This window comes from Haemophilus paraphrohaemolyticus (assembly GCF_002015045.1).
Lineage (GTDB): Bacteria > Pseudomonadota > Gammaproteobacteria > Enterobacterales > Pasteurellaceae > Haemophilus_A > Haemophilus_A paraphrohaemolyticus.
Genome location: NZ_MUXX01000008.1, coordinates 21,374 through 42,225 on the forward strand (window position 1 = coordinate 21,374; position 20,852 = coordinate 42,225).

Below are 20,852 nucleotides of genomic sequence, written 5' to 3' on the forward strand. Positions count from 1 at the left end.
CCTGCATTTTGCCCGATAAAATTTTGCTAAATCTGCTACCGTTTTTGCCCAAATTTTGGTAGGCTATGTACCTTATTTTCGCAAATGATGGATTTATGATGAATTGGAAAGCATATGCTAAATGGGCAGGCGCAACGCTATTTTCTCTCTTAATTATCGGTTGCTCATCAAAGCCGACTTCTCAAACAAGCTCAATTGCGAGCATTTATGCCGAAAATGCTAAACTTGGTGCAATTTACCAAAATCGCCAAGTAATGCCTTCTTACATGAATTTTGCTCGTGTGCAAGCGGTTGAAAATAAACAGCCGATTGTTAATGGGCGAGACTTCATTTCACAACTCAACTATGTGCGTAGCTACTCAAGCCGTATTACAGGCAGTTACGCAGGTGTGTATAGCAAAGTGCAACGCTGGGTAGATGCAGGCGCGAACGTGAATGACCTTGCCAAATACGGCATCAATATTAACTTAATGCGTGGTAAAGATGGCTATCAAAACGTCGTATTTACAGGCTATTACGCCCCCGTATTGCAAGCTCGACGCACACCGCAAGGCGAGTTTCAGCATCCGTTATACAGCTTACCAAGCTCTAATAAACGCTTTACCCGTGCCCAAATTTACAATGGCGCATTAGCAGGCAGAGGCTTAGAGATCGCTTATTCTAACTCCATGGTAGACAACTTCTTCTTAGGTGTGCAAGGCAGTGGTTTTATCGATTTTGGCGAAGGACATTTAAGCCATGTGGCTTATGCAGGACAAAATGGTTTCAAATATGCCTCTGTTGGGCGCCTGTTAGTTGAAGATGGAGAAATTCCAAAGGAAAAAATGTCAGCTCAAGCCATCAAAGATTGGGCAAAACGCAACCCAAGCCGTACTCAAAGCTTACTTGAGCGCAATCCATCTTACGTTTTCTTCCGCTTTGATGATACTCATGACGTAAAAGGTTCAGCAGGCGTGCCATTAGTTGCGCTCGCATCCGTTGCCTCAGACAAAAGCATTGTGCCATCAGGCAGTGTGTTATTAGTAGAGATGCCATTAATTGACGACCAAGGCAATTGGACAGGCAAGCACGAAATGCGTTTGATGGTGGCTTTAGATGTGGGCGGTGCAATAAAAGGTCATCACTTTGATATCTACCAAGGTATTGAAAACGCTAATAATAAAGCCGCTCAAACTGCAGGTTTATTAAAACACTTTGGGCGTGTTTGGGTGTTAAACTAAAAATAGACCATTTTTCAACCTATCTCGCTTTAATGTTTCAATTCTGTGATCTATTTCACAGATCTTTAACAAATTAACCTCTAAGATTTCCATAATTCAACTCATTTCAGGACGAATTATGGAAGCTTGGGTACAGAACTATAGCGCCATGGGTGGTACATGGCAGCGATAGCGCACCTTCTTAGGCTTGCTTACCATACTCCAAGCCTATGTATTGCCGTGGACGATGATTTTCTTTCATAGATAAATGGAATAAGATGCAAAATGCCCGCTACAAGCGGGCATTTTCTTTGGATAATTTACCAATTAACCATTATATTTTTGGAACACTAAACAAGCGTTTGTACCACCGAAACCGAAGCTATTTGACATTACAGTTGTCAATGCTTTGTCTTGGCGTTCTGTCACGATGTTTAAGCCTTGCGCTTGTTCATCTAGTGTTTCAATGTTGATGCTTGGTGCAATGAAGCCGTTGTCTAACATCAATAATGAGTAGATTGCTTCGTGTGCGCCAGCAGCACCTAATGAGTGACCCGTCATTGATTTAGTTGATGAAATCGCAGGTGTTTTTTCGCCAAATACGTTTTTGATTGCACCTAACTCTTTTACATCGCCTACTGGGGTTGAAGTACCGTGTACATTGATGTATTCAATTTCACCATTTACAGTTGCCATCGCTTGTTTCATACAACGCTCAGCTCCTTCACCGCTTGGAGCAACCATATCGTAACCATCTGAAGTTGCACCATAGCCTACGATTTCTGCGTAAATTTTCGCACCACGTGCTAAAGCATGTTCTAACTCTTCCACCACAACAACTGCACCACCGCCTGCAATCACGAAACCATCACGGTTTGCATCATAAGCACGGCTTGCTTTGGTTGGGGTGTCATTATATTTAGTTGAAACTGCACCCATTGCGTCGAATTCAGTTGCACATTCCCAAGAAAGTTCTTCCGCACCACCTGCGAAAACCACATCTTGTTTACCTAATTGGATTAATTCCATCGCGTGACCGATACAGTGAGCCGAAGTTGCACAAGCGGAACTGATTGAGTAGTTCACACCACGGATTTTATAAGGAGTCGCTAAACAAGCTGAAACACTTGAAGCCATGGTTTTGGTTACCGCATAAGGCCCCACTGCTTTCACACCACGTGGACCACGCACCGCATCACATGCGACTAATTGGCTATGTGCAGAACCTGTACCTGCACCGATCACTAAACCTGTGCGGTCATTTGAAACCTGTTCTTCGATTAAGCCAGAATCTGCAATCGCTTCTTTCATTGAAAGGTATGCATAAGCTGCCGCATCGCCCATAAAGCGATAAATTTTGCGATCGATTAACTCGGCAGGATTTAATTTTACTGTACCCGCTACTTGGCTACGCATTCCCACTTCTGCAAATTCAGGCACAAATTCAATCCCTGATTTACCTTCTTTTAATGAAGCTAAAACTTCTTCTTTGTTGTTACCGATACTAGAAATAATACCTAAACCTGTAATAACGACTCTTTTCATCTTTTATCCTTTGAGTGCTTGGAAATATAACAAATCGTTCAAACTTTCAACAAAACTGTATGAAAATCTAGAAAAACTTGGCTATTTTACACAATTTTATACTTTCTCTGAACCACTTTAACGAATTGTTTATGTGATCCGAGCTGTTGTTTGGGCAAAATCAATCTTCTTGCTTGAAGCAATGGGCTTTATCTTTACTTTTTTGTTTAAACTGTTAGAGTTATGCCAAATTCTAACCTGTAACTTAGTTCTTAAAATCCACTAGAAGGGATTCTGAAGTGAAAAATCTAACGTCAATCGCCACGCATTCAGATCGTTCTCATTATATTGATGCAATGCTGGCTCAAGCAATTGAGAAAATTGATGCGTTAGATCAACATCGTATTCAGCGTGCATTGGCATCAAATAATACCCACTTTAAGCACGTTTTCTATTTATTACCTCTGCTTTTGCATTATAACCTACCCGAACTTCCTGCCTATGTGGAAAATGCTCCATATGGGCTCGCCAAATTTACGTTTAACCCCTATCAGAAACGTTTTTTTAATACTCTTATTTCTGAAACCGAACGCAAAGAAGTTGCTGATTACGCCTTTGATGGGCTTTATTCAATGGGAAGTACAGGCTCTATCGTGCAAACAACTAAATCTGATTTAGATTTATGGCTTTGCTATTCTCAAGAGTTGAGCCGAGAGGCTTACCAACTTATCGAGCAAAAACTCGCCAAATTAACCCAATGGGCGAAAGGGTTAGGCATTGAAGTCAATTTCTATTTGATGAACCCGGAACACTTCAAAGATAATCACCATAATTACGGCGTAAGTGAAGAGCACAGTGGCTCAGCACAACATTTTTTCTTGCTTGATGAGTTTTATCGTTCAGCGGTTCGCTTGGCAGGCAAACGCCTACTTTGGTTGCATTTACCTGATAATACCTATAAAAAAGCGATTAAATCAAAAAAAATAGATCTGAGCGAATGGATCGATTTCGGCGACTTTTCCTCACTTTCTACCTCCGAATTTTTTGGAGCGAGTTTATGGCAGCTTTATAAAGGGATCGAAAGCCCTTACAAGTCGGCAATCAAAATTTTGTTGTTGGAAAGCTACGCCCAAACCTACCCAGAAACCAAACTCATTTCAAAACAATTTAAGCAAAAACTATTGAGCAACAAAACGGAGCATTATCACTTCGACCCTTATTTGGCAATGCTTGAGCAAGTAACGGATTACCTTAAAGATCGCAAAGAATTGTCAAGATTAGACCGCTTGCGTCAATGTTTTTACCTCAAAGCTAAAGAAGGAAAAGTACTCTATAACTGGCGTGAGCGTGAATTACAAGCCTTAATTAAGCATTGGGGCTGGAATGCACAACAGATTGCATTATTAAACGATCGCCCAAATTGGAAGATGAAACAGGCAATCATACAAGATAAAATGCTGATAGAACAGCTTTTACAAAGTTATCGCAATTTAATCAATTTTGCCCGTAAATTCCATATTGATCCAAGCATCATGACGAACGATACCGATATTTTAATGCGTAAGCTCTATTCGGTTTTTGAAGTGCTGCCTGGTAAAGTCACCTTGCTAAATCCGCATATTACGCTTGATTTATCGGAACAAAATATTACTTTTATTGAAGCCCAAGAAGGTTCGGCAATGAAAGCGGGTTGGTATTTGATTAACCAATCACCTAAAAGCATCTACGACTCCTCACAGCGTTTTGTTCAATACAACAAAAATTTGCATAAACTGGTGGCGTGGGCATATTTCAACGGCGTGATTACCGTGAGCACCAAATTACACGTGGTTAGCCGACACATTGATTTACAGAAACTTCGTCAATTTATTACCGATCTACGACTCTTTTTCCCCGTTTCTGCTCCGAAAATCAGCGAAAATGAATTATTGCATCCAAACGAAATTCGTAGCCTTATTTTAGCAATTAACCTGACAAACGACCCAACGCAACACTTTGCCGATATTCGCCGTGATTTCCACTCCAGCGACTTATTCAGTTTTAATGCTTTTGAGCAAAATTTGGTGGGCAGCGTGAGCATTATCTACCGCAATATGTGGAATGAAATCCGCACCCAACATTTTGAGGGCGAGCAAGCTGTTTTGAATGCGTTGAAGTTGCTTTCCAACAAAATCTACCGCGATTCAGCACCTCCGCAATCGGTCAATGTGTTCTGTTATAGCAAACAGTTCCGCAGCGAATTGCGGGAAACCATCGCGGATCTGGTGCATCGCTGCATTTCAGTACAAACAGGATCGATTTATGCAAATACGTTTAATACGGTGAAAGTGGCAGGCAGAACTTGGCAGCTCGTGTTTAGCGATAAGAATGTAAAAATTAAACCTGTGGCAGAACAAGCGGTCAAAAAAGTAAAACGTCTTACTACATTAAGCCATTTAAGCAAAAAAGGCGAAAATCGCGTGGTGGTTTACCCAAGTAAAATTAACGATTTCGCCAGCGAAGGCTTCTTACAATTCTTCTTTGAAGATGGCAAAAATGGCTGCTTTAACGTCTATATTTTAGACGAAAATAATCACATCGAAAACTACACTAGCTGCAACGGTACAAAAGAAGAAAAAATTCGAGAAATCAACCGCTTGTATGCAGAGCAATATCTTGAAAATGACCAAAACAGCATTTTTAACTACCCGCAATTCTACCAACTTTTAGAAGAAGGCGATGAGGTGAAAATCGTGCCATTTCAAAGTAGGCAGCATAGGGAATTTATGCAACAAAAAAAATAAAATTTTCTTTAGGACGTTGTGTTCTCTACAAACTTCAACGCCTCTTCCACTACTGAGACATTCGCTCCCGCTTTGCACGCATTTTCGCTTAAATAGCGGCGCCACTGTCTTGCTCCTTTGCAGTTTTGGAATGCACCAAGCATATGGCGAACGATGTGATTGAGGTAAACGCCTTTCGCTAATTCCTTTTCAATATAAGGCAACATTTTTTCAACTGCTTCACGGGCAGTAACAAGAGGTCGATTTTCGCCAAAAATTTGCGAATCAATTTCGCCCAATAATGAAGGATTTTGATAAGCCTCACGACCTACCATTACGCCATCGACGAATTGAAGATGATATTTAATTTCTTCAATTGTCTTAATCCCACCATTGATGGAAATGTTGAGGTGTGGAAAATCTCGCTTGAGTTGATAGACGCGTTCATAATCAAGCGGTGGAATTTCTCGGTTTTCTTTCGGGCTTAAGCCAGAAAGCCATGCTTTGCGGGCATGTACGATAAAATCATTCGAGTAAGCTTGCACTTTTTCGATGAAATCGCAGAGAAATTCATAGCTATCTAAATCATCAATGCCGATGCGATGTTTAACCGTAACGGGAATTTGTACCGCATCTTGCATTGCTTTGATGCAGTCTGCGACTAAATCTGCTTTACCCATTAAGCACGCACCAAACATCCCGTTTTGTACGCGATCAGAAGGGCAGCCGACGTTTAAATTCACTTCAGCGTAACCGCGTTCTTCGACTAATTTGGCACAATGTGCAAGCTGTTTTGGATTGCTCCCGCCTAATTGCAACGCCACTGGGTTTTCCGCAGGATCGTATTCTAACAGATCATATTTGGCGTGAAGGATTGCTGGAGCAGTAATCATTTCAGTATAAAGTAGAGCGTGTTGGCTAAATTGGCGATGAAAATAACGGCAATGACGCGTGGTCCAATCCAACATAGGGGCAACGGAAAATCGCCCTGAGTAAACATTTTTTTGCATAGTTTTATTAGTTAAAAGCGGTTAAATTTTTTGAGAGCTTTGCAAACGATTTTAGAAATATAACCACTTGTAATAAATGTGAAAAATGGCGAGATAATACTACAAATCAAATGATTTTGCCTTAATTTCCTATAAAAGTTTGAAAATCCGCACAAGATATCTACAAGATTAAACAACACAATATCTTGTACTTTTACACCAACTCAAACACAAGATATAGAATGAATTTATCTAAAAGATTTTTTCCTTTATAAATCAATAAGCTATTAAAAATAGTGATTTGTCAAGACTTGTTCTTACCAAAGAAATTCCCTAGAATCTGCGCCCAGTTTCTCCCTCAATTAAATTATGCAAAAGATAGAGCAAAGTATGAAAAGACGTAATCTTTTTGAAAAGCGCTTGAACATCAAGCCATACGAATATCCAGAACTGCTTGAGTTTAAAGATGCTATCCGCCACTCATATTGGTTACACACTGAGTTCAATTTTACAGGCGATATTCAAGATTATCGCACCACTATTACCGACCATGAACGCCGCGTTTTAACACGCGCAATGCTGGCGATTTCACAGGTAGAAGTGAATGTAAAACGTTTCTGGGGTGAGCTCTATCGTTATTTCCCGAAACCTGAAATGGACGATGTAGGCGGTACTTTTGCTGAATCAGAAGTTCGCCACAAAGATGCTTATTCATTCTTGCTCGAAAAACTCGGTTTAAACGAGATGTTTAGCCAAATTCAAGAGATTGAACCGCTTATGAACCGTATACGCTATATGGAAGCGTTTATGAAAGATAAAGACGCGGGCAAAGGCGAGTTTGTGCTTTCATTAGTGCTTTTCTCACTCTTTGTTGAGCATATTTCTCTGTTTGGTCAGTTCTTAATTATGATGTCGTTCAATAAACATAAAAACTTGTTTAAAGGCATTTCAAATGCGGTTGAAGCGACTTCAAAAGAAGAAGAAATTCACGGTAAATTTGGGATTGCGTTATACGAAATTTTACGTGATGAGCATTCAGAATTATTTACAGACGAGTTCTTTGTTGAATTAAAAACTTTATCTGATCAAGCATTTGAGGCTGAAAAAGGCATTTTAGATTGGATTTTTGAAGACGGTGGTTTGAGCTTTATTAGCAAAGAAACTGTGCTTAATTATATTAAAAGCCGCTATAACAACTCATTGATAACATTAGGTTTAGAGCCTCCATACGACATCAATCCTGAGTTGTTAAAAGAAACTGAGTGGTTTGATATTGAAATTCTTTCAACGAAAGAAACAGATTTCTTTAACAAACGTAGCACCGATTATAGTAAAAAAATGAAACAGATTACCGCAGATGATTTATTCTAATTCTCGCCCCGATTTTGCATGGCTAAATGAAGATAGCCGTTTATTCTTACAACGTGGTTACTTGCTTGAGGGCACAACCGCTTTAGACCGTATTCGTTATATTGCTGAACACGCTGAACGTAAACTTGGCATTGAAGGCTATGCGGATAAATTCTATCACTATATGGCTCGAGGCTATTTTTCACTCTCTTCGCCAATTTGGTCTAACTTTGGTTTAGATCGCGGTTTGCCAATTTCTTGTTTTGGTAGCTACATTGGTGACTCAATCCATGAAATTATGGAAACCACTGCAGAAGTGGGGATGATGAGCAAAATCGGCGGCGGTACATCAGGTTATTTTGGTGATATTCGTCCACGTGGTTCTGCTATCAAAAATAATGGTAAATCGGACGGTTCATTTAACTTCAGCAAGCTATTTGATACTGTGATTGATGTTATTTCACAAGGTACATCACGTAAAGGTCAATTTGCGGGCTATATCGACATCGAACACGGCGATATTGATGAGTGGTTAGACATTCACACTGAAGGTAACCCAATCCAATTGATGTACTACGGCGTTTGTGTAGGACACGATTGGTTAGAATCAATGAAATCAGGCGATCCATATAAACGCCAGCTTTGGGCTAAATTATTACAACGCAAAACCGAAACGGGTATTCCATATTTATTCTTTAAAGACAATGCAAATGCAGGTCGTCCAGACGTTTATAAAGATAAAAATATGACGGTACACGCCTCAAACTTGTGTACTGAAATTATGTTGCCATCCAGCTCAGATGAGAGTTTCGTTTGTTGCTTATCTTCTATGAATTTGCTCTATTTTGATGAGTGGAAGGACACAGATGCACCTGAAGTATTAACTTATTTCTTAGATATGGTAATGAGTGAATTTATTGAGAAAAGTAACGAAATTCCATTCTTACATCGTGCGAATAAGTTTGCTCGTCGCCATCGTGCATTAGGCTTAGGGGTATTAGGTTGGCATAGCTACTTGCAAGCGAACAACATTGCGTTTGACAGTTTCCAAGCAATGCAAAAAAACAATGAAGTGTTCCGTACATTACAGGAAAAAACCTTAAAAGCATCGCAAGAATTAGCGAAACGTTTTGGTGAACCTGAAATTTTAAAAGGCTACGGTCGTCGTAATACCACATTGATGTCAATTGCGCCAACCAAATCAAGTAGTTTTATTTTGGGTAGCGTATCACCATCCGTTGAGCCATTTAAATCAAACTACTATGTGAAAGATTTAGCAAAGATCAAAACTGTTTACAAAAACCCATTCTTAGAGAAATTACTCAAAGAAAAAGGCTTAGATAACGAAGAAATTTGGGAATCTATCTTACATAATGATGGTTCTGTGCAACATTTAGCACAATTAACCGATGAAGAGAAAGAGGTATTCAAAACCTTCTCTGAGATCAGCCAGTTAAGCGTTATTCAACAAGCAGCACAACGCCAAAAATACATCGACCAAGGTCAAAGTATTAACATTATGGTCCATCCTGCAACACCTGCAAAAGACTTGAACCAGTTATACTTAACCGCAGAAGAGTTAGGTTTAAAATCAATTTACTACCAATACTCAATGAGTGCAGCACAAGTATTTAACCGCAACTTGTTAAGTTGCTCAAGCTGTGAAGGTTAAATAAATACAGATATAAAAATGGCTAAAAGATTAAATTCTTTTAGCCATTTTCGTTATCTATTTGCTTGCTTATATTCACATCGGTTATCGATAACATCTTGTTCAGACATATAGGCATAACGACAGAGACTTTTATAATATTGAATCTCATCTTTCGTTAAGGGTCTTTGAGCTCCTAAACGTAATTCTTCTTCAGTAAAATTACTGACGAGTTGACCATTCTCATAAATACCCGTGTGATTATTTTTAGATATTTCCTCGACTGAATGATTTTCTTTATTTTCTGTTGTATCAATATGTTTATCTGCTATTTTTTTATCAGATTGATTCTTATCTTTTAATTTGGTGTTTTTGACTATAGTTTCTTTTTTTATAGCATCTTTTTTAGATTGCTTAGTTATATTTTGACTATTTTTGGTCAGTTCAGTTTTTTGCACTAATGCACCAACTTTAGCACCCGATTTTATTTCTGATTTAACAGAAAGTTTTATTTCTGGTTGAGCTGCTTTCTTAGAATTTTCTTTTTTTATTTCAGAAGCTTTTTTTACAGGTGCAATATTAGTTTCGGATGTTATTTGGGGGGCTTTTTCTGATACTGGTTGATTAACAGAGCTTGACTCATTTATTATTTCTTTATGAATAACCTCTTTTGGTGGTTCAATCTCTTTTATACCCTTAATTTCTTCAGGCAAAAGATCTTTTTGAGGTTTTGCAGTTCCTTCGTTTTTTTCTACCGCCTGCACTGTTTTTTCTTCTGCACTCGTTGTTGCAGATTGCTTCGTATTATCTGAAGTATTTTGTTGTAATCTTGATTCAATTGAACGATCACAAGCAACAAGCAAGGCTATCCCCACTCCGCCTAAAACTAACATTTTTTTCATTTTATATCCTTATAAACTGTAAAAAATAAAATGAGCCAAAAGCGACTCATTTTATAATATTTTTTAACGCATTGTAACAAATTCTTCTGAACCTGTTGGGTGAATCGCCACTGTGTTATCAAAGTCTGCTTTGGTTGCTCCCATCTTGATTGCTACCGCAAAGCCTTGGATCATCTCATCAACTCCAAAGCCGATACCATGTAAACCGACGACTTTCTCTTCTGGTCCAACACACACTAGCTTCATTCGGCAAGGTTGGCGATGCTGTGTTACTGCAGTATACATTGCTGTGAACGAAGATTTGTACACTTTCACATTTGCTTCACCATATTGTTCAATCGCTTGAGGTTCGGTTAAGCCGACCGTACCGATTGGTGGATGGCTGAATACAACCGTTGGTACAAGGTTGTAATCTAAATGCTCGTTCGGTTTATTGTTGAATAAACGTTCTGATAAACGACGACCTGCCGCTACTGCTACTGGCGTTAATTCAATACCACCTTCGATAATATCGCCCACAGCGTAAATACCTTCTACATTTGTGTTTTGGAATTTATCGACGATAATTTGACCACGCTCGTTTGTTTTCACACCGGTTACTTCAAGGTTGATCACATCTGTTGCAGGCTCACGACCGATTGCCCAAATAAGGTTATCTACTGTCGTTTCTCGACCATCTTTAAGTTTTAATGTGAGTGAACCATCCGCATTTTTTACCACTTTCTCAGGCAGTGCGTGTGTATGTAAATGAATACTATCTTGTTCCATCACTTGCATCAACGCTTCTAAAATATAAGGATCTTGATTACGTAATGGTGCATGTTGGCGGACAAACAAATGCGTTTCTGTTCCTAAGCTATTAAACACACCTGCGATTTCTACCGCAATGTAACCAGCTCCTACAACCGCTACGCGTTTTGGCAACGTATTTAATTCAAACACGCCATCTGAAGTGATTCCATATTCAGCCCCTTCAACAGCTGGAATACTTGGACGACCGCCCGTCGCGATTAAAATGTGATCTGCGGTGACTAATTCAGTTAAGCCATCTGCATAAGTCACTTCAATCGTTTTCGCATCTTTAAAACGCGCAAAACCGTTTAACACCTCTACATTGTTTTTTGATAATACGTTGTTGTATGATGTGTGAATTCGGCTGATATACGCTTGGCGGCTTTCTACCAATTTCGCATAGTCAAAGCCTTTCACTTCCACATCAAAGCCATAATCTGGTGCATATTGGTTGATTGCATCCGCAATATGGGCACCGTAGAACATCACTTTTTTCGGCACACAGCCCACGTTTACACAAGTTCCGCCTAAGTGTTTCGCTTCGATAATCGCACATTTTTTACCATAGCTTGCTGCACGGTTGATAGAAGCAATACCGCCTGAACCGCCACCGATAGCAACGTAATCGTAATGTTTAGTCATTTTTTATTCCTTATTGATAAAATAAAAGCGGTCTAATTTTAACCGCTTTTTGAAAAAATGTATTGAATTATTGTGATAGGTTATCAACCTAAATATTCTGACGAGGCACAGAGTTGGCGTAGCCGAATTGTCGCCACGCTTCATAAACGACCACCGCAACTGAGTTCGATAAATTCATACTGCGACTATCTTTACACATCGGAATACGAATTTTTTGAGACATCGGTAGCGTATCCAAAATCGCTTTAGGAATCCCCCTACTTTCAGGGCCGAACATCAAAAAATCACCTAGTTCATACTGCACATCGCTATGATTTGGCTCACCTTTTGTGGTAAGAGCAAATAAACGTTTTGGTTTTGCCGTTTCTAAGAAATCTTCAAAGTTTTTATATTTTTTGATGTCCACAAACTCGTGATAATCCAATCCAGAACGTTTTAATTTTTTGTCATCCCACGTAAAACCAAGCGGCTCAATCATATGTAAACGGAAACCACAGTTTGCACAAAGTCGGATAATATTCCCGCTATTTTGCGGAATTTCGGGTTCATATAAAACAATATCTAACATTTTCGTCTCACTTTTTTCGCTATTTGATTTGCGTTTCAATAATGCCTCCACCTAAGCAAATTTCGCCTAAGTAGAATACAGCGGATTGACCTGGGGTTACAGCGATTTGTGGCTCATCAAAAATCACTTTGATGGTGTTGTCATCAAGCGGTTGAATTTCACACGGAATATCCGCTTGGCGGTAGCGCGTTTTTACCGTGCAACGTAAGTTTTCACGCAACGGTTGCATATCCACCCAAGTCAGTTGCGAGGCAATTAAGCCGGTGGAAAGCAAGGCAGAATTATCGTGTCCTTGTGCAACTACTAATACATTATTGATTAAATCTTTTTCCACCACATAGAACGGATCTTCGCTTAAACCTTTCACACCACCAATACCTAAACCTTTACGCTGCCCGAGGGTGTGATACATTAATCCATCGTGGCGACCAATCACTTTTCCGCCCACGGTACGTATTTCACCTGGTTGAGCAGGCAGGAAACGGGCTAAAAAGTCTTTAAATTTGCGTTCGCCGATAAAACATATCCCCGTAGAATCTTTTTTCTTCGCCGTGGCTAAGCCAAGATCTTCGGCAATTTTACGTACAATCGGCTTTTCAATTCCGCCCACTGGGAACAAACTCTTCCCGATTTGCTTTTTGTTTAACGCATAGAGGAAGTAACTTTGGTCTTTATTTTCATCTAAACCGCGTAATAATTGTGCATTGACATCGTCCCCACTACGACGAACATAATGCCCGGTGGCAATATAATTTGCCCCTAAATCTTCAGCCGCATACTCTAAAAAAGCTTTGAATTTGATCTCTTTGTTGCACAAAATATCAGGATTCGGCGTGCGACCTGCTTTATATTCACTTAAAAAATGCTCGAATACATTATCCCAGTATTCCGCTGCAAAATTGATTTTGTGCAGCTTCATACCAAGTTTATCTGCTACAGCTTGCGCATCGGCTAAATCCGCTGCTGCAGTGCAATAATCTGTATCGTCATCCTCTTCCCAGTTTTTCATAAACAAGCCTTCGACTTGGTAGCCTTGTTGTTGAAGAATAAACGCAGAAACAGAGGAATCCACACCGCCCGACATACCGATAATCACTTTTTTCTTAGCGTTTTCGGCAAGTTGTTCAGGGGAAAGTTGAGGAAAGTATTGATTGTAAGTGTTTGAATTTAACATAGTTCTCCCGTAACTTCGGTTAAGGCGAAGCACATTTGGTTATATGGAAAATGCTCGGAAAACCGAGCATTTACGTTATTTTTGATAAAAGATTTTACCTATACGATCTATCAGGATTTGTTAATTGGCTATAGATGGATAGATCAAACAAATATGGATCATTAGATTCATCAAGATCTAACCAAATTTTAGTTAAAATCGTTTGGATTAGATTTGTACCTTTTAAAGTTAAATCAATATCAGAGCTTTCGCGATAGTTTCCTTTAGCACAAGAACCATAAATAATGTCTTTCTCTACTTCGGGATATTTACGCAAAATATCAGTAATGATTTTTGCTGTTTAACATCTAATCTAAACTGTTCTGCCATTTTGTTTTTATCTTCTCTTATAATTGCAAGAATAAAGGAGAATAAACATCATAAATTTTACTAAGCATTTTTTCAGCGGTCGCTTCATCATAAGTATGAACAGATAGAATGCAATCTTGTACGATTTCAAGCCATAACGCTCCATCACTAATCAAATTGCGATTAAAAGCATAGCGTATTGCATCTCAACTACCGCCAATCTCAACATCACCTTGATATTCCCAATAATCTCTTACATTATTTCACTTCATAAAACTGCGGTTCACCTTTGTTAAAACGCGCCACTTCTTCAGGATCCGCACTACCATCTGCGATTTTCGCTTTGAGGTTATCGCAAGGCTCTTCGCAATCACACATTTTTTTCATACCAAGGGCAGTAATACCACCGCAGCTACCTTTAATGGTTTTGCCTTTGATGATAAAGCCGATAGACATCGCGAAAATCACGGCGATGAAGAAGCCGAAAGTAATTAAAACTATTTCCATTATTCACTCCAATTTATTTAGGACAAATCAAACACAAAACGAATACTTCAACAAGCTCAGTAACCGTTTTGTATTATTTGGTTATTTCTGTTCGATTAATTTTTTAAATTCGCTCGACATTTGAGTTTCAAAATTATCGCCTTTTTTGATAATCAAGAATACCGCTAATTTCTCTTTTTCAGCGATTGATAATGCCTTTTCTGGACCAAGGACAAATAAGCCTGTAGATAAGCCATCGGCAGTCATGGTGGTTGGTGCAAGCACGGTAATTGAGGCAAGATTGTGGCTTACAGGGCTTAATTTGCTTGGGTCAATAATATGCGACATACGGTTGCCATTTTCATCTTCGAAATAGTTACGGTAGTTGCCAGAGGTTGCCATCCCTAAATTATGTAATGGGGCAATAATTTGCACCGATTCACCTTGAGCAAAGTTTGGTTGTTCAATTGCAATTCGCCACGGCTGACCTTGTAGATTGTTGCCCTTGCCGCGCAATTCGCCGCCAATTTCGACTAAATAGTTACTTACACCGAGTTGTTCTAAGCATTCAGCGAGTTTATCTACCCCAAAACCTTTCGCAATAGAAGAAAGATCAAGGTAAAGCCCTTTTACGCTTTTAGTAAGCGTTGGCTTATCGCCCGTCATATCAAGGCTAAACTTATCAATCCCCACTACGGCTGCACGTTCCGCAATTTGTGCTTCGCTAGGTACTTTATTTAAGCGTTTATCTGGTCCAAAGCCCCATAAATTCACAAGCGGACCCACGGTCACATCTAATGCACCATTAGTCACTTTATTCAAGCGAATCGCTTCTTGCACCACTTTGGCAAAATCTTTAGAAATCGCAAAAGGTTGGTTAGTTTCAGTATTGTGATTAAACTGACTGATCTCCGAATCTTTTTGGTAAGTGGACATTTCGTCATTTACCGTTTTGAGCAAGCCATCAAGCTGCTTTTGCACTTCTTCTGCTCTTGGAAGCTGCACCTTACCATCATCAATATATTTGACATGGTAGGTCGTTCCCATCGTTTTACCTTCAAAAGAAATTTGTTCAGGCTCTTTTTCGCAAGCGGTCAAAAAAAGTGAGCCGATTGCAAGAAATAAAAGGGATTTAAGTTTCATTATTCTACTGCTTTGGTTGATAAAGATTTATCTAGCAAAGGAAAATCTTCGTAACGAGTTAAAATGATCTGTTTAAAATTGTCACTACAACTTGCCCAATCAATCAGATCCACTTTAAACGGTAAATCCGAATCTGAAAAGGCTTCTTCCAATTCTCTCTGCTGACGAATAGTAAGCGGTACTTCCGTAAGCAAAACCAAATCTAAGTCAGAATAGGGCTTCGCAGTTCCTTTGGTGCGGGAACCAAACACCCATACCTTGGTAGTAGGTAGTTGCTTTGCTAGGATTTCTTGCACAATCGCTAACTGGTTCACACTAAGATCAATCATCTTGATTACGTTGTTGTAATTGTTTAAGTAAAAAACGGCTACTTTCTAAAAAATCAAAAATGCCATTATAAACTTGTTGTGCCTTGCTTTCATCATAAGTATGAGAAGTGATATTTCGCATTTTACGGTAATCTAGCCAGTCTTCCATTCGTTCAATTAAGCCATATTGCAGAGAGAGGCGTAGCACATCGCGAAATTCAACACTATCAATATCTAAATCATTTGAGGCAATACGTCTTAATTGCCGTTTAAGCATTTTTATGTCTAATTCATAGACAAATTCAAATTTTTGAATCGCCCCCGCGATCAAGGTGTCTTGTATGATCGGCTGTTGAGCGTTAAACCATTCTTGATTTTCAAGACTTCTTAAAGTTTCTTCTAAGGAAGTAAAAGCCTTTTCAAGTGCAGTTGTATCTAATATCTCTGTCATTGCTTATATGTAACAAGCGGTGCGATTTGCAAAATATTTTACAAATCGAACCGCTTTTATTGATTAAGTGAGATTAACCACCGAAGTCATCTAATAAGATGTTTTCGTCTTCTACACCTAAATCTTTCAGCATCTTAATTACCGATGCATTCATAATTGGTGGTCCACACATATAGTATTCACAATCTTCTGGTGCTTCGTGATCTTTTAAGTAGTTTTCATAAAGCACGTTATGGATAAAGCCTGTGTAACCTGTCCAGTTATCTTCAGGTAATGCATCTGACAACGCCACATGCCATACGAAATTATCGTTTTCAGCTTGGAGTTGGTCGAAGTCTTCTTGATAGAAGATTTCACGTTTAGAACGTGCACCATACCAGAATGACATTTTACGTTTTGAGTGTAAACGTTTTAACTGGTCGAAGATGTGTGAACGCATTGGTGCCATACCTGCACCACCACCGATAAATACCATTTCTGCATCGGTTTCTTTCGCGAAGAATTCACCGAATGGACCAGAAATAGTCACTTTATCGCCCTCTTTTAATGACCAAATGTATGAAGACATTTGACCTGGAGGCGCATCTGGGTTGCTCGGTGGTGGTGTTGCGATACGCACGTTAAGCATAATAATGCCTTTCTCTTCTGGGTATGAAGCCATTGAGTAAGCACGAATAATATGCTCATCCACTTTAGAGACATAACGCCAGAGGTTATATTTGTCCCAGTCCTCGTGATACTCTTTTGGAATATCGAAGTCTTTATAATTAACTGTATGCGGATCTGCTTCAATTTGAATATAACCACCTGCACGGAACGGCACTTCTTCGCCTTCAGGAATCGCCAATTTAAGCTCTTTGATGAAGGTTGCTTTGTTATCGTTAGAGATAACCGTACATTGCCATTTTTTCACGCCGAAGATTTCTTCTGGAAGTTCCACGTCCATATTGCCTTTTACGTTAACTTGACAAGATAAACGGTAGCCTTCTTTCGCTTCACGTTTGGTGATGTGAGAAAGTTCAGTTGGAAGGATTTCGCCACCGCCTGATTTTACTTTCACGATACATTGACCACATGAGCCACCACCACCACAAGCCGATGATACGAATATCCCTTTACTCGCTAAAGCACCGAGTAATTTTCCGCCCGCTGGAAGCGTGATTGATTTTTCAGGATCGTCGTTAATAGTAATAGTGATGTCACCAGAATCCACTAACTTCGATTTTGCTAAAAGGATAAATACTGCAAGCACTAATACAAGGGCAGTAAATACCACGATACCGAAAATAAAATTACTATCCACGATATACTCCTTATAATTGAATGCCTGAGAATGACATAAAGCCTAATGCCATTAAACCTGCAGTGATAAAGGTAATACCTAAACCGCGTAAACCTGCTGGCACATCTGAGTATTTCATTTTCTCAGTTAAACCGGCAAGCGCAACGATCGCTAACATCCAACCTGTACCTGCACCAATACCATACACGATAGATTCGCCAAAGTTATATTCACGTTGAACCATGAATGATACACCACCGAAGATCGCACAGTTTACAGTAATCAACGGTAAGAAAATACCTAAGGCACTATAAAGTGCAGGGAAGTATTTATCTAATACCATCTCAAGGATTTGCACGATACCTGCAATTACACCGATGAAAGTGATGAAGTTTAAGAATGTTAAATCTACGCCTTCTACTAATGCACCATCTTTTAAAACGTGTTCGTAAACTAATTGGTTTGCAGGTACAGAAATACCTAATACAACGATTACCGCAATACCTAAACCAAAAGCGGTCGAAACTTTCTTAGACACCGCAAGGAATGTACACATACCAAGGAAGAAAGAAAGTGCCATATTCTCAATGAATACAGATTTTACAAAAATACTAAGTAATTCTTGCATCTTATTTCTCCACTTGTTCTGGTTTCCATGTTCTGATTGCCCAGATCACGAAACCAATGATAAAGAATGCACTTGGTGCTAGTAAGAATAAACCGTTTGCTTGATACCAACCACCATCTTGAATAGTTTGAAAGATAGTCACACCGAAAAGTTTACCTGAACCAATTAGCTCACGTAAGAATGCAACGATAACTAACATCGCACCATAACCTAAACCATTACCGATACCGTCAACGAAACTTTCAACTGGACCAGATTTCATTGCGAATGCTTCCGCACGTCCCATTACGATACAGTTAGTAATGATCAAACCAACGAATACTGATAACTGTTTTGAAAGTTCATAAGCATAAGCACGTAAAATTTGGTCAACCAAGATTACTAATGATGCAATAATCGCCATTTGTACAATGATACGGATACTATTTGGAATGTAGTTACGGATCATTGATATGAACATACTCGAGAAAGCGGTTACTAAACTTACCGCAATCGCCATTACCACCGCAGTTTTTAACTGTGTAGTTACCGCCAATGCAGAACAGATACCTAAAATTTGTAATGCAATTGGGTTGTTATCTACGATTGGAGATAACAATAGATTTTTAAGGTTGCTGCCTGCCATTAGTTAGCTCCTGCTGTTGCTTTAAATTTCGCTAAGAATGGACCAAAACCATTTTGACCGAACCAGTATTTAAATGAACCATCAACACCCTTTGAAGTTAAGGTTGCACCCGAAAGACCATCAATACCGTGCTCTTTATTTGCTGATGCCCCTTTACCAACGGTTAAAGCGACATTGCCTTGTTCGTCAAATAATTTTTTGCCTACAAAGTGTTTTTGCCAAACAGGGTTTGCAATCTCACCACCAAGACCAGCGGTTTCACCTTGTTCATAGTAGGTAATACCGTTAATGGTATTGGCATCAGATTGCACCGCCACTAAGCCGTACATAATTGACCATAAGCCGTTACCATACATTGGCAATACCGCTTGGACAACTTTGCCGTTTTCATCTTTTACAAGATAAACTTCAGCATATTTTGCACGCACTTTAATATTTGCTCTGTCATCTGCTTGTGCAATTTGAATACTTTGAGCAGGATCTTTTGCTGCTGCTTTTGCATCAAAGTTAGTGATACCATCAACATAGTCACCTGTTGCTAAATCCACAATTTTTGGCTCAATGAATTTTGCGTAAGTGTCTTGCACATTGGTATTTTCTTGCATTAAACCAGCCGCTTGTAAGATGTTTTTCTGTTTATCAAGCTGTTTTTGGATCTCTTGGGTTGGTTTTAACAACACCGCTGCACCCGCTACGATAAGAGAACACACTAAGCTCAACAATACAACGACGGTTAAAGTACCGCCAACGCTATCTTTATTAAATTTAGCCATTATGCAGTTTCCCCCGTTTTTACGGCAGTTCTCGCTTTTCTGCGTTTAATGTTACCTTGAACCACTAAGTAGTCGAAGATTGGTGCGAATAAGTTAGCGAATAAGATTGCTAACATCATACCTTCTGGATACGCAGGGTTTACCACGCGAACAAGCACTGCCATGAAACCGATTAAAATACCATACCACCACTTACCTTTATTGGTAAATGATGCAGATACTGGGTCGGTTGCCATAAAGAACATACCGATTGCAAAGCCACCTAACACGAAGTGCCAATGCCATGGCATTGAGAACATTGGGTTAGTGTCTGAACCGATGATGTTAAACATCGTTGCAGTCGCAGCCATACCGATCATTACACCAGCAATGATACGCCATGAAGCAATGCGTGCGAACACGATAATTGCAGCACCAACAATTAACGCAAGAGTTGAAACCTCACCCATTGAACCAGGTAAGTTGCCTAAGAACGCATCCATCCAAGTAATTGGCTCACCTGTTGCAACGTGTTTAAGTGCTGCTTCACCGCCTTGTGCCCATTGTGAAAGTGCAGTTGCACCTGAGAAACCATCCGCAGCTGTCCAAACTAAGTCACCCGAAATTTGTGCTGGATACGCGAAGAATAAAAACGCACGACCTGCTAACGCTGGGTTCATAAAGTTTTTACCTACACCGCCGAAGACTTCTTTTGCGACTACTAAACCGAAAGTGATACCAAGAGCAGCTTGCCATAATGGTAATGTTGGTGGAACGATTAACGCGAATAAAATGGTTGTTACGAAGAAACCTTCATTTACTTCGTGACCACGCACGATAGCAAATAATAATTCCCAGAACATACCCACTGCGAATGCTACAATATAGATAGGTAAGAAGAAAATCGCACCTAGTGCCATTTTACTTCCCCAACCTGCTGCAGAAGTTAAGTCAATACCGACCGCTTGTGCTAAAGCATAATGCCAGTCGTTTGCAATTACTTGTTGCAAGTTGCCTAAACTGGTAATCGCTTGAATTGATTGATGTCCCACGTTATACATACCGTAGAATAACGCTGGGAACAATGCTAACCAAACGATAATCATCATACGTTTTGAATCTAAAGCATCACGTACGTGAGTCGTTTTTTGCGTTGCTGTACCTGGTGTATAGAACAAAGTAAATACCGATTCAAATAAAGGGTATAATTTTGCATATTTACCACCAGGAAGAAACGCAGGTTCCATTTTTTCAAAAAGATTTTTCAAACCCATTT

General features: G+C 39.5%; 21 protein-coding genes. 4 read left to right on the top strand and 17 right to left on the bottom strand.

Features of this window, described 5'->3' with window-relative positions; genetic code table 11:
• Window positions 1-98: 98 nt before the first annotated feature.
• Entirely contained in the window at window positions 99-1,220 is a 1,122-nt protein-coding gene (mltA, locus tag B0184_RS05410; protein WP_005709680.1) for a murein transglycosylase A, read from the top strand.
• Window positions 1,221-1,526: 306 nt separating this feature from the next.
• Here mltA and fabB read toward each other — a convergent pair whose 3' ends face one another.
• Window positions 1,527-2,744, bottom strand: a complete 1,218-nt coding sequence (fabB, locus tag B0184_RS05415; protein ID WP_005709644.1) for a beta-ketoacyl-ACP synthase I — start codon at window positions 2,742-2,744, stop codon at window positions 1,527-1,529.
• Window positions 2,745-3,079: 335 nt separating this feature from the next.
• Here fabB and B0184_RS05420 point away from each other — a divergent pair, with 335 nt between their 5' ends.
• Window positions 3,080-5,506, top strand: a complete 2,427-nt coding sequence (locus B0184_RS05420) for a class I adenylate cyclase (protein ID WP_050855476.1) — start codon at window positions 3,080-3,082, stop codon at window positions 5,504-5,506.
• An 8-nt stretch (window positions 5,507-5,514) separates the two neighbouring features.
• On the opposite strand, the gene dusA is transcribed toward B0184_RS05420, so the two are convergent.
• On the bottom strand, window positions 5,515-6,495 hold the full coding sequence (dusA, locus tag B0184_RS05425) for a tRNA dihydrouridine(20/20a) synthase DusA (protein ID WP_005709591.1): 981 nt from the start codon (window positions 6,493-6,495) through the stop codon (window positions 5,515-5,517).
• A 369-nt stretch (window positions 6,496-6,864) separates the two neighbouring features.
• On the opposite strand from dusA, the gene B0184_RS05430 reads away from it, so the two are divergent.
• On the top strand, window positions 6,865-7,845 hold the full coding sequence (locus B0184_RS05430) for a ribonucleotide-diphosphate reductase subunit beta (RefSeq protein ID WP_005709668.1): 981 nt from the start codon (window positions 6,865-6,867) through the stop codon (window positions 7,843-7,845).
• Window positions 7,832-9,496 carry a ribonucleoside-diphosphate reductase subunit alpha gene (locus B0184_RS05435; RefSeq protein WP_005709652.1) on the top strand — a complete coding sequence of 555 codons (1,665 nt, stop codon included), beginning with the start codon at window positions 7,832-7,834 and terminating at the stop codon, window positions 9,494-9,496. Before B0184_RS05430 ends, B0184_RS05435 begins: the two co-directional genes overlap by 14 nt.
• Before the next feature lie 53 nt (window positions 9,497-9,549).
• Here B0184_RS05435 and B0184_RS05440 read toward each other — a convergent pair whose 3' ends face one another.
• From B0184_RS05440 to B0184_RS05510, 15 genes are all read right to left on the bottom strand, one after another.
• Window positions 9,550-10,377, bottom strand: a complete 828-nt coding sequence (locus B0184_RS05440; RefSeq protein WP_005709602.1) for a hypothetical protein — start codon at window positions 10,375-10,377, stop codon at window positions 9,550-9,552.
• A 63-nt stretch (window positions 10,378-10,440) separates the two neighbouring features.
• Window positions 10,441-11,811: a glutathione-disulfide reductase gene (gene gorA / locus B0184_RS05445; protein WP_005709629.1), complete on the bottom strand. Its 1,371-nt coding sequence runs from the start codon at window positions 11,809-11,811 to the stop codon at window positions 10,441-10,443.
• 88 nt (window positions 11,812-11,899) lie between these two features.
• The gene (gene trmL, locus B0184_RS05450; protein WP_005709618.1) at window positions 11,900-12,379 is read right to left on the bottom strand and encodes a tRNA (uridine(34)/cytosine(34)/5-carboxymethylaminomethyluridine(34)-2'-O)-methyltransferase TrmL; all 480 of its coding nucleotides are present in this window, start codon (window positions 12,377-12,379) and stop codon (window positions 11,900-11,902) included.
• 19 nt (window positions 12,380-12,398) lie between these two features.
• A complete protein-coding gene (mnmA, locus tag B0184_RS05455) occupies window positions 12,399-13,553 on the bottom strand; it encodes a tRNA 2-thiouridine(34) synthase MnmA (RefSeq protein WP_005709599.1) in 1,155 nt (384 codons plus the stop codon).
• 94 nt (window positions 13,554-13,647) lie between these two features.
• Window positions 13,648-13,869 (bottom strand): nucleotidyltransferase domain-containing protein, encoded by a 222-nt coding sequence (locus tag B0184_RS05460; protein ID WP_232609937.1) that lies wholly within the window; start codon window positions 13,867-13,869, stop codon window positions 13,648-13,650.
• 70 nt (window positions 13,870-13,939) lie between these two features.
• Window positions 13,940-14,101, bottom strand: a complete 162-nt coding sequence (locus B0184_RS10865) for a nucleotidyltransferase substrate binding protein (RefSeq protein WP_078177646.1) — start codon at window positions 14,099-14,101, stop codon at window positions 13,940-13,942.
• Window positions 14,102-14,159: 58 nt separating this feature from the next.
• On the bottom strand, window positions 14,160-14,408 hold the full coding sequence (nqrM, locus tag B0184_RS05470) for a (Na+)-NQR maturation NqrM (protein WP_005709601.1): 249 nt from the start codon (window positions 14,406-14,408) through the stop codon (window positions 14,160-14,162).
• An 81-nt stretch (window positions 14,409-14,489) separates the two neighbouring features.
• Window positions 14,490-15,530 carry an FAD:protein FMN transferase gene (locus tag B0184_RS05475; RefSeq protein ID WP_005709597.1) on the bottom strand — a complete coding sequence of 347 codons (1,041 nt, stop codon included), beginning with the start codon at window positions 15,528-15,530 and terminating at the stop codon, window positions 14,490-14,492.
• Window positions 15,530-15,859: a nucleotidyltransferase family protein gene (locus tag B0184_RS05480; RefSeq protein ID WP_005709641.1), complete on the bottom strand. Its 330-nt coding sequence runs from the start codon at window positions 15,857-15,859 to the stop codon at window positions 15,530-15,532. Before B0184_RS05480 ends, B0184_RS05475 begins: the two co-directional genes overlap by 1 nt.
• On the bottom strand, window positions 15,852-16,289 hold the full coding sequence (locus B0184_RS05485) for a nucleotidyltransferase substrate binding protein (RefSeq protein WP_005709682.1): 438 nt from the start codon (window positions 16,287-16,289) through the stop codon (window positions 15,852-15,854). Before B0184_RS05485 ends, B0184_RS05480 begins: the two co-directional genes overlap by 8 nt.
• 73 nt (window positions 16,290-16,362) lie before the next feature.
• Window positions 16,363-17,592, bottom strand: coding sequence for an NADH:ubiquinone reductase (Na(+)-transporting) subunit F (gene nqrF / locus B0184_RS05490; RefSeq protein ID WP_005709621.1), 1,230 nt, complete (start codon window positions 17,590-17,592; stop codon window positions 16,363-16,365).
• Between the two features lie 10 nt (window positions 17,593-17,602).
• Window positions 17,603-18,199, bottom strand: a complete 597-nt coding sequence (gene nqrE, locus B0184_RS05495) for an NADH:ubiquinone reductase (Na(+)-transporting) subunit E (RefSeq protein WP_005709658.1) — start codon at window positions 18,197-18,199, stop codon at window positions 17,603-17,605.
• A gap of 1 nt (window position 18,200) precedes the next feature.
• Window positions 18,201-18,824, bottom strand: a complete 624-nt coding sequence (locus B0184_RS05500; RefSeq protein ID WP_005709633.1) for an NADH:ubiquinone reductase (Na(+)-transporting) subunit D — start codon at window positions 18,822-18,824, stop codon at window positions 18,201-18,203.
• The gene (locus B0184_RS05505) at window positions 18,824-19,597 is read right to left on the bottom strand and encodes a Na(+)-translocating NADH-quinone reductase subunit C (RefSeq protein WP_005709670.1); all 774 of its coding nucleotides are present in this window, start codon (window positions 19,595-19,597) and stop codon (window positions 18,824-18,826) included. Before B0184_RS05505 ends, B0184_RS05500 begins: the two co-directional genes overlap by 1 nt.
• A complete protein-coding gene (locus tag B0184_RS05510) occupies window positions 19,597-20,850 on the bottom strand; it encodes an NADH:ubiquinone reductase (Na(+)-transporting) subunit B (RefSeq protein WP_005709603.1) in 1,254 nt (417 codons plus the stop codon). The genes B0184_RS05505 and B0184_RS05510 overlap by 1 nt, the downstream gene beginning before the upstream one ends.
• Window positions 20,851-20,852: the final 2 nt, after the last annotated feature.

Bases quoted from the DNA above. Each gene is read 5' to 3' on its own strand.
- mltA (WP_005709680.1), top strand. From the start codon at position 99: ATGAATTGGAAAGCATATGCTAAATGGGCAGGCGCAACGCTATTTTCT.
- fabB (WP_005709644.1), bottom strand. From the start codon at position 2,744: ATGAAAAGAGTCGTTATTACAGGTTTAGGTATTATTTCTAGTATCGGT.
- B0184_RS05420 (WP_050855476.1), top strand. From the start codon at position 3,080: ATGCTGGCTCAAGCAATTGAGAAAATTGATGCGTTAGATCAACATCGT.
- dusA (WP_005709591.1), bottom strand. From the start codon at position 6,495: ATGCAAAAAAATGTTTACTCAGGGCGATTTTCCGTTGCCCCTATGTTG.
- B0184_RS05430 (WP_005709668.1), top strand. From the start codon at position 6,865: ATGAAAAGACGTAATCTTTTTGAAAAGCGCTTGAACATCAAGCCATAC.
- B0184_RS05435 (WP_005709652.1), top strand. From the start codon at position 7,832: ATGATTTATTCTAATTCTCGCCCCGATTTTGCATGGCTAAATGAAGAT.
- B0184_RS05440 (WP_005709602.1), bottom strand. From the start codon at position 10,377: ATGAAAAAAATGTTAGTTTTAGGCGGAGTGGGGATAGCCTTGCTTGTT.
- gorA (WP_005709629.1), bottom strand. From the start codon at position 11,811: ATGACTAAACATTACGATTACGTTGCTATCGGTGGCGGTTCAGGCGGT.
- trmL (WP_005709618.1), bottom strand. From the start codon at position 12,379: ATGTTAGATATTGTTTTATATGAACCCGAAATTCCGCAAAATAGCGGG.
- mnmA (WP_005709599.1), bottom strand. From the start codon at position 13,553: ATGTTAAATTCAAACACTTACAATCAATACTTTCCTCAACTTTCCCCT.
- nqrM (WP_005709601.1), bottom strand. From the start codon at position 14,408: ATGGAAATAGTTTTAATTACTTTCGGCTTCTTCATCGCCGTGATTTTC.
- B0184_RS05475 (WP_005709597.1), bottom strand. From the start codon at position 15,530: ATGAAACTTAAATCCCTTTTATTTCTTGCAATCGGCTCACTTTTTTTG.
- B0184_RS05480 (WP_005709641.1), bottom strand. From the start codon at position 15,859: ATGATTGATCTTAGTGTGAACCAGTTAGCGATTGTGCAAGAAATCCTA.
- B0184_RS05485 (WP_005709682.1), bottom strand. From the start codon at position 16,289: ATGACAGAGATATTAGATACAACTGCACTTGAAAAGGCTTTTACTTCC.
- nqrE (WP_005709658.1), bottom strand. From the start codon at position 18,199: ATGCAAGAATTACTTAGTATTTTTGTAAAATCTGTATTCATTGAGAAT.
- B0184_RS05500 (WP_005709633.1), bottom strand. From the start codon at position 18,824: ATGGCAGGCAGCAACCTTAAAAATCTATTGTTATCTCCAATCGTAGAT.
- B0184_RS05505 (WP_005709670.1), bottom strand. From the start codon at position 19,597: ATGGCTAAATTTAATAAAGATAGCGTTGGCGGTACTTTAACCGTCGTT.
- B0184_RS05510 (WP_005709603.1), bottom strand. From the start codon at position 20,850: ATGGGTTTGAAAAATCTTTTTGAAAAAATGGAACCTGCGTTTCTTCCT.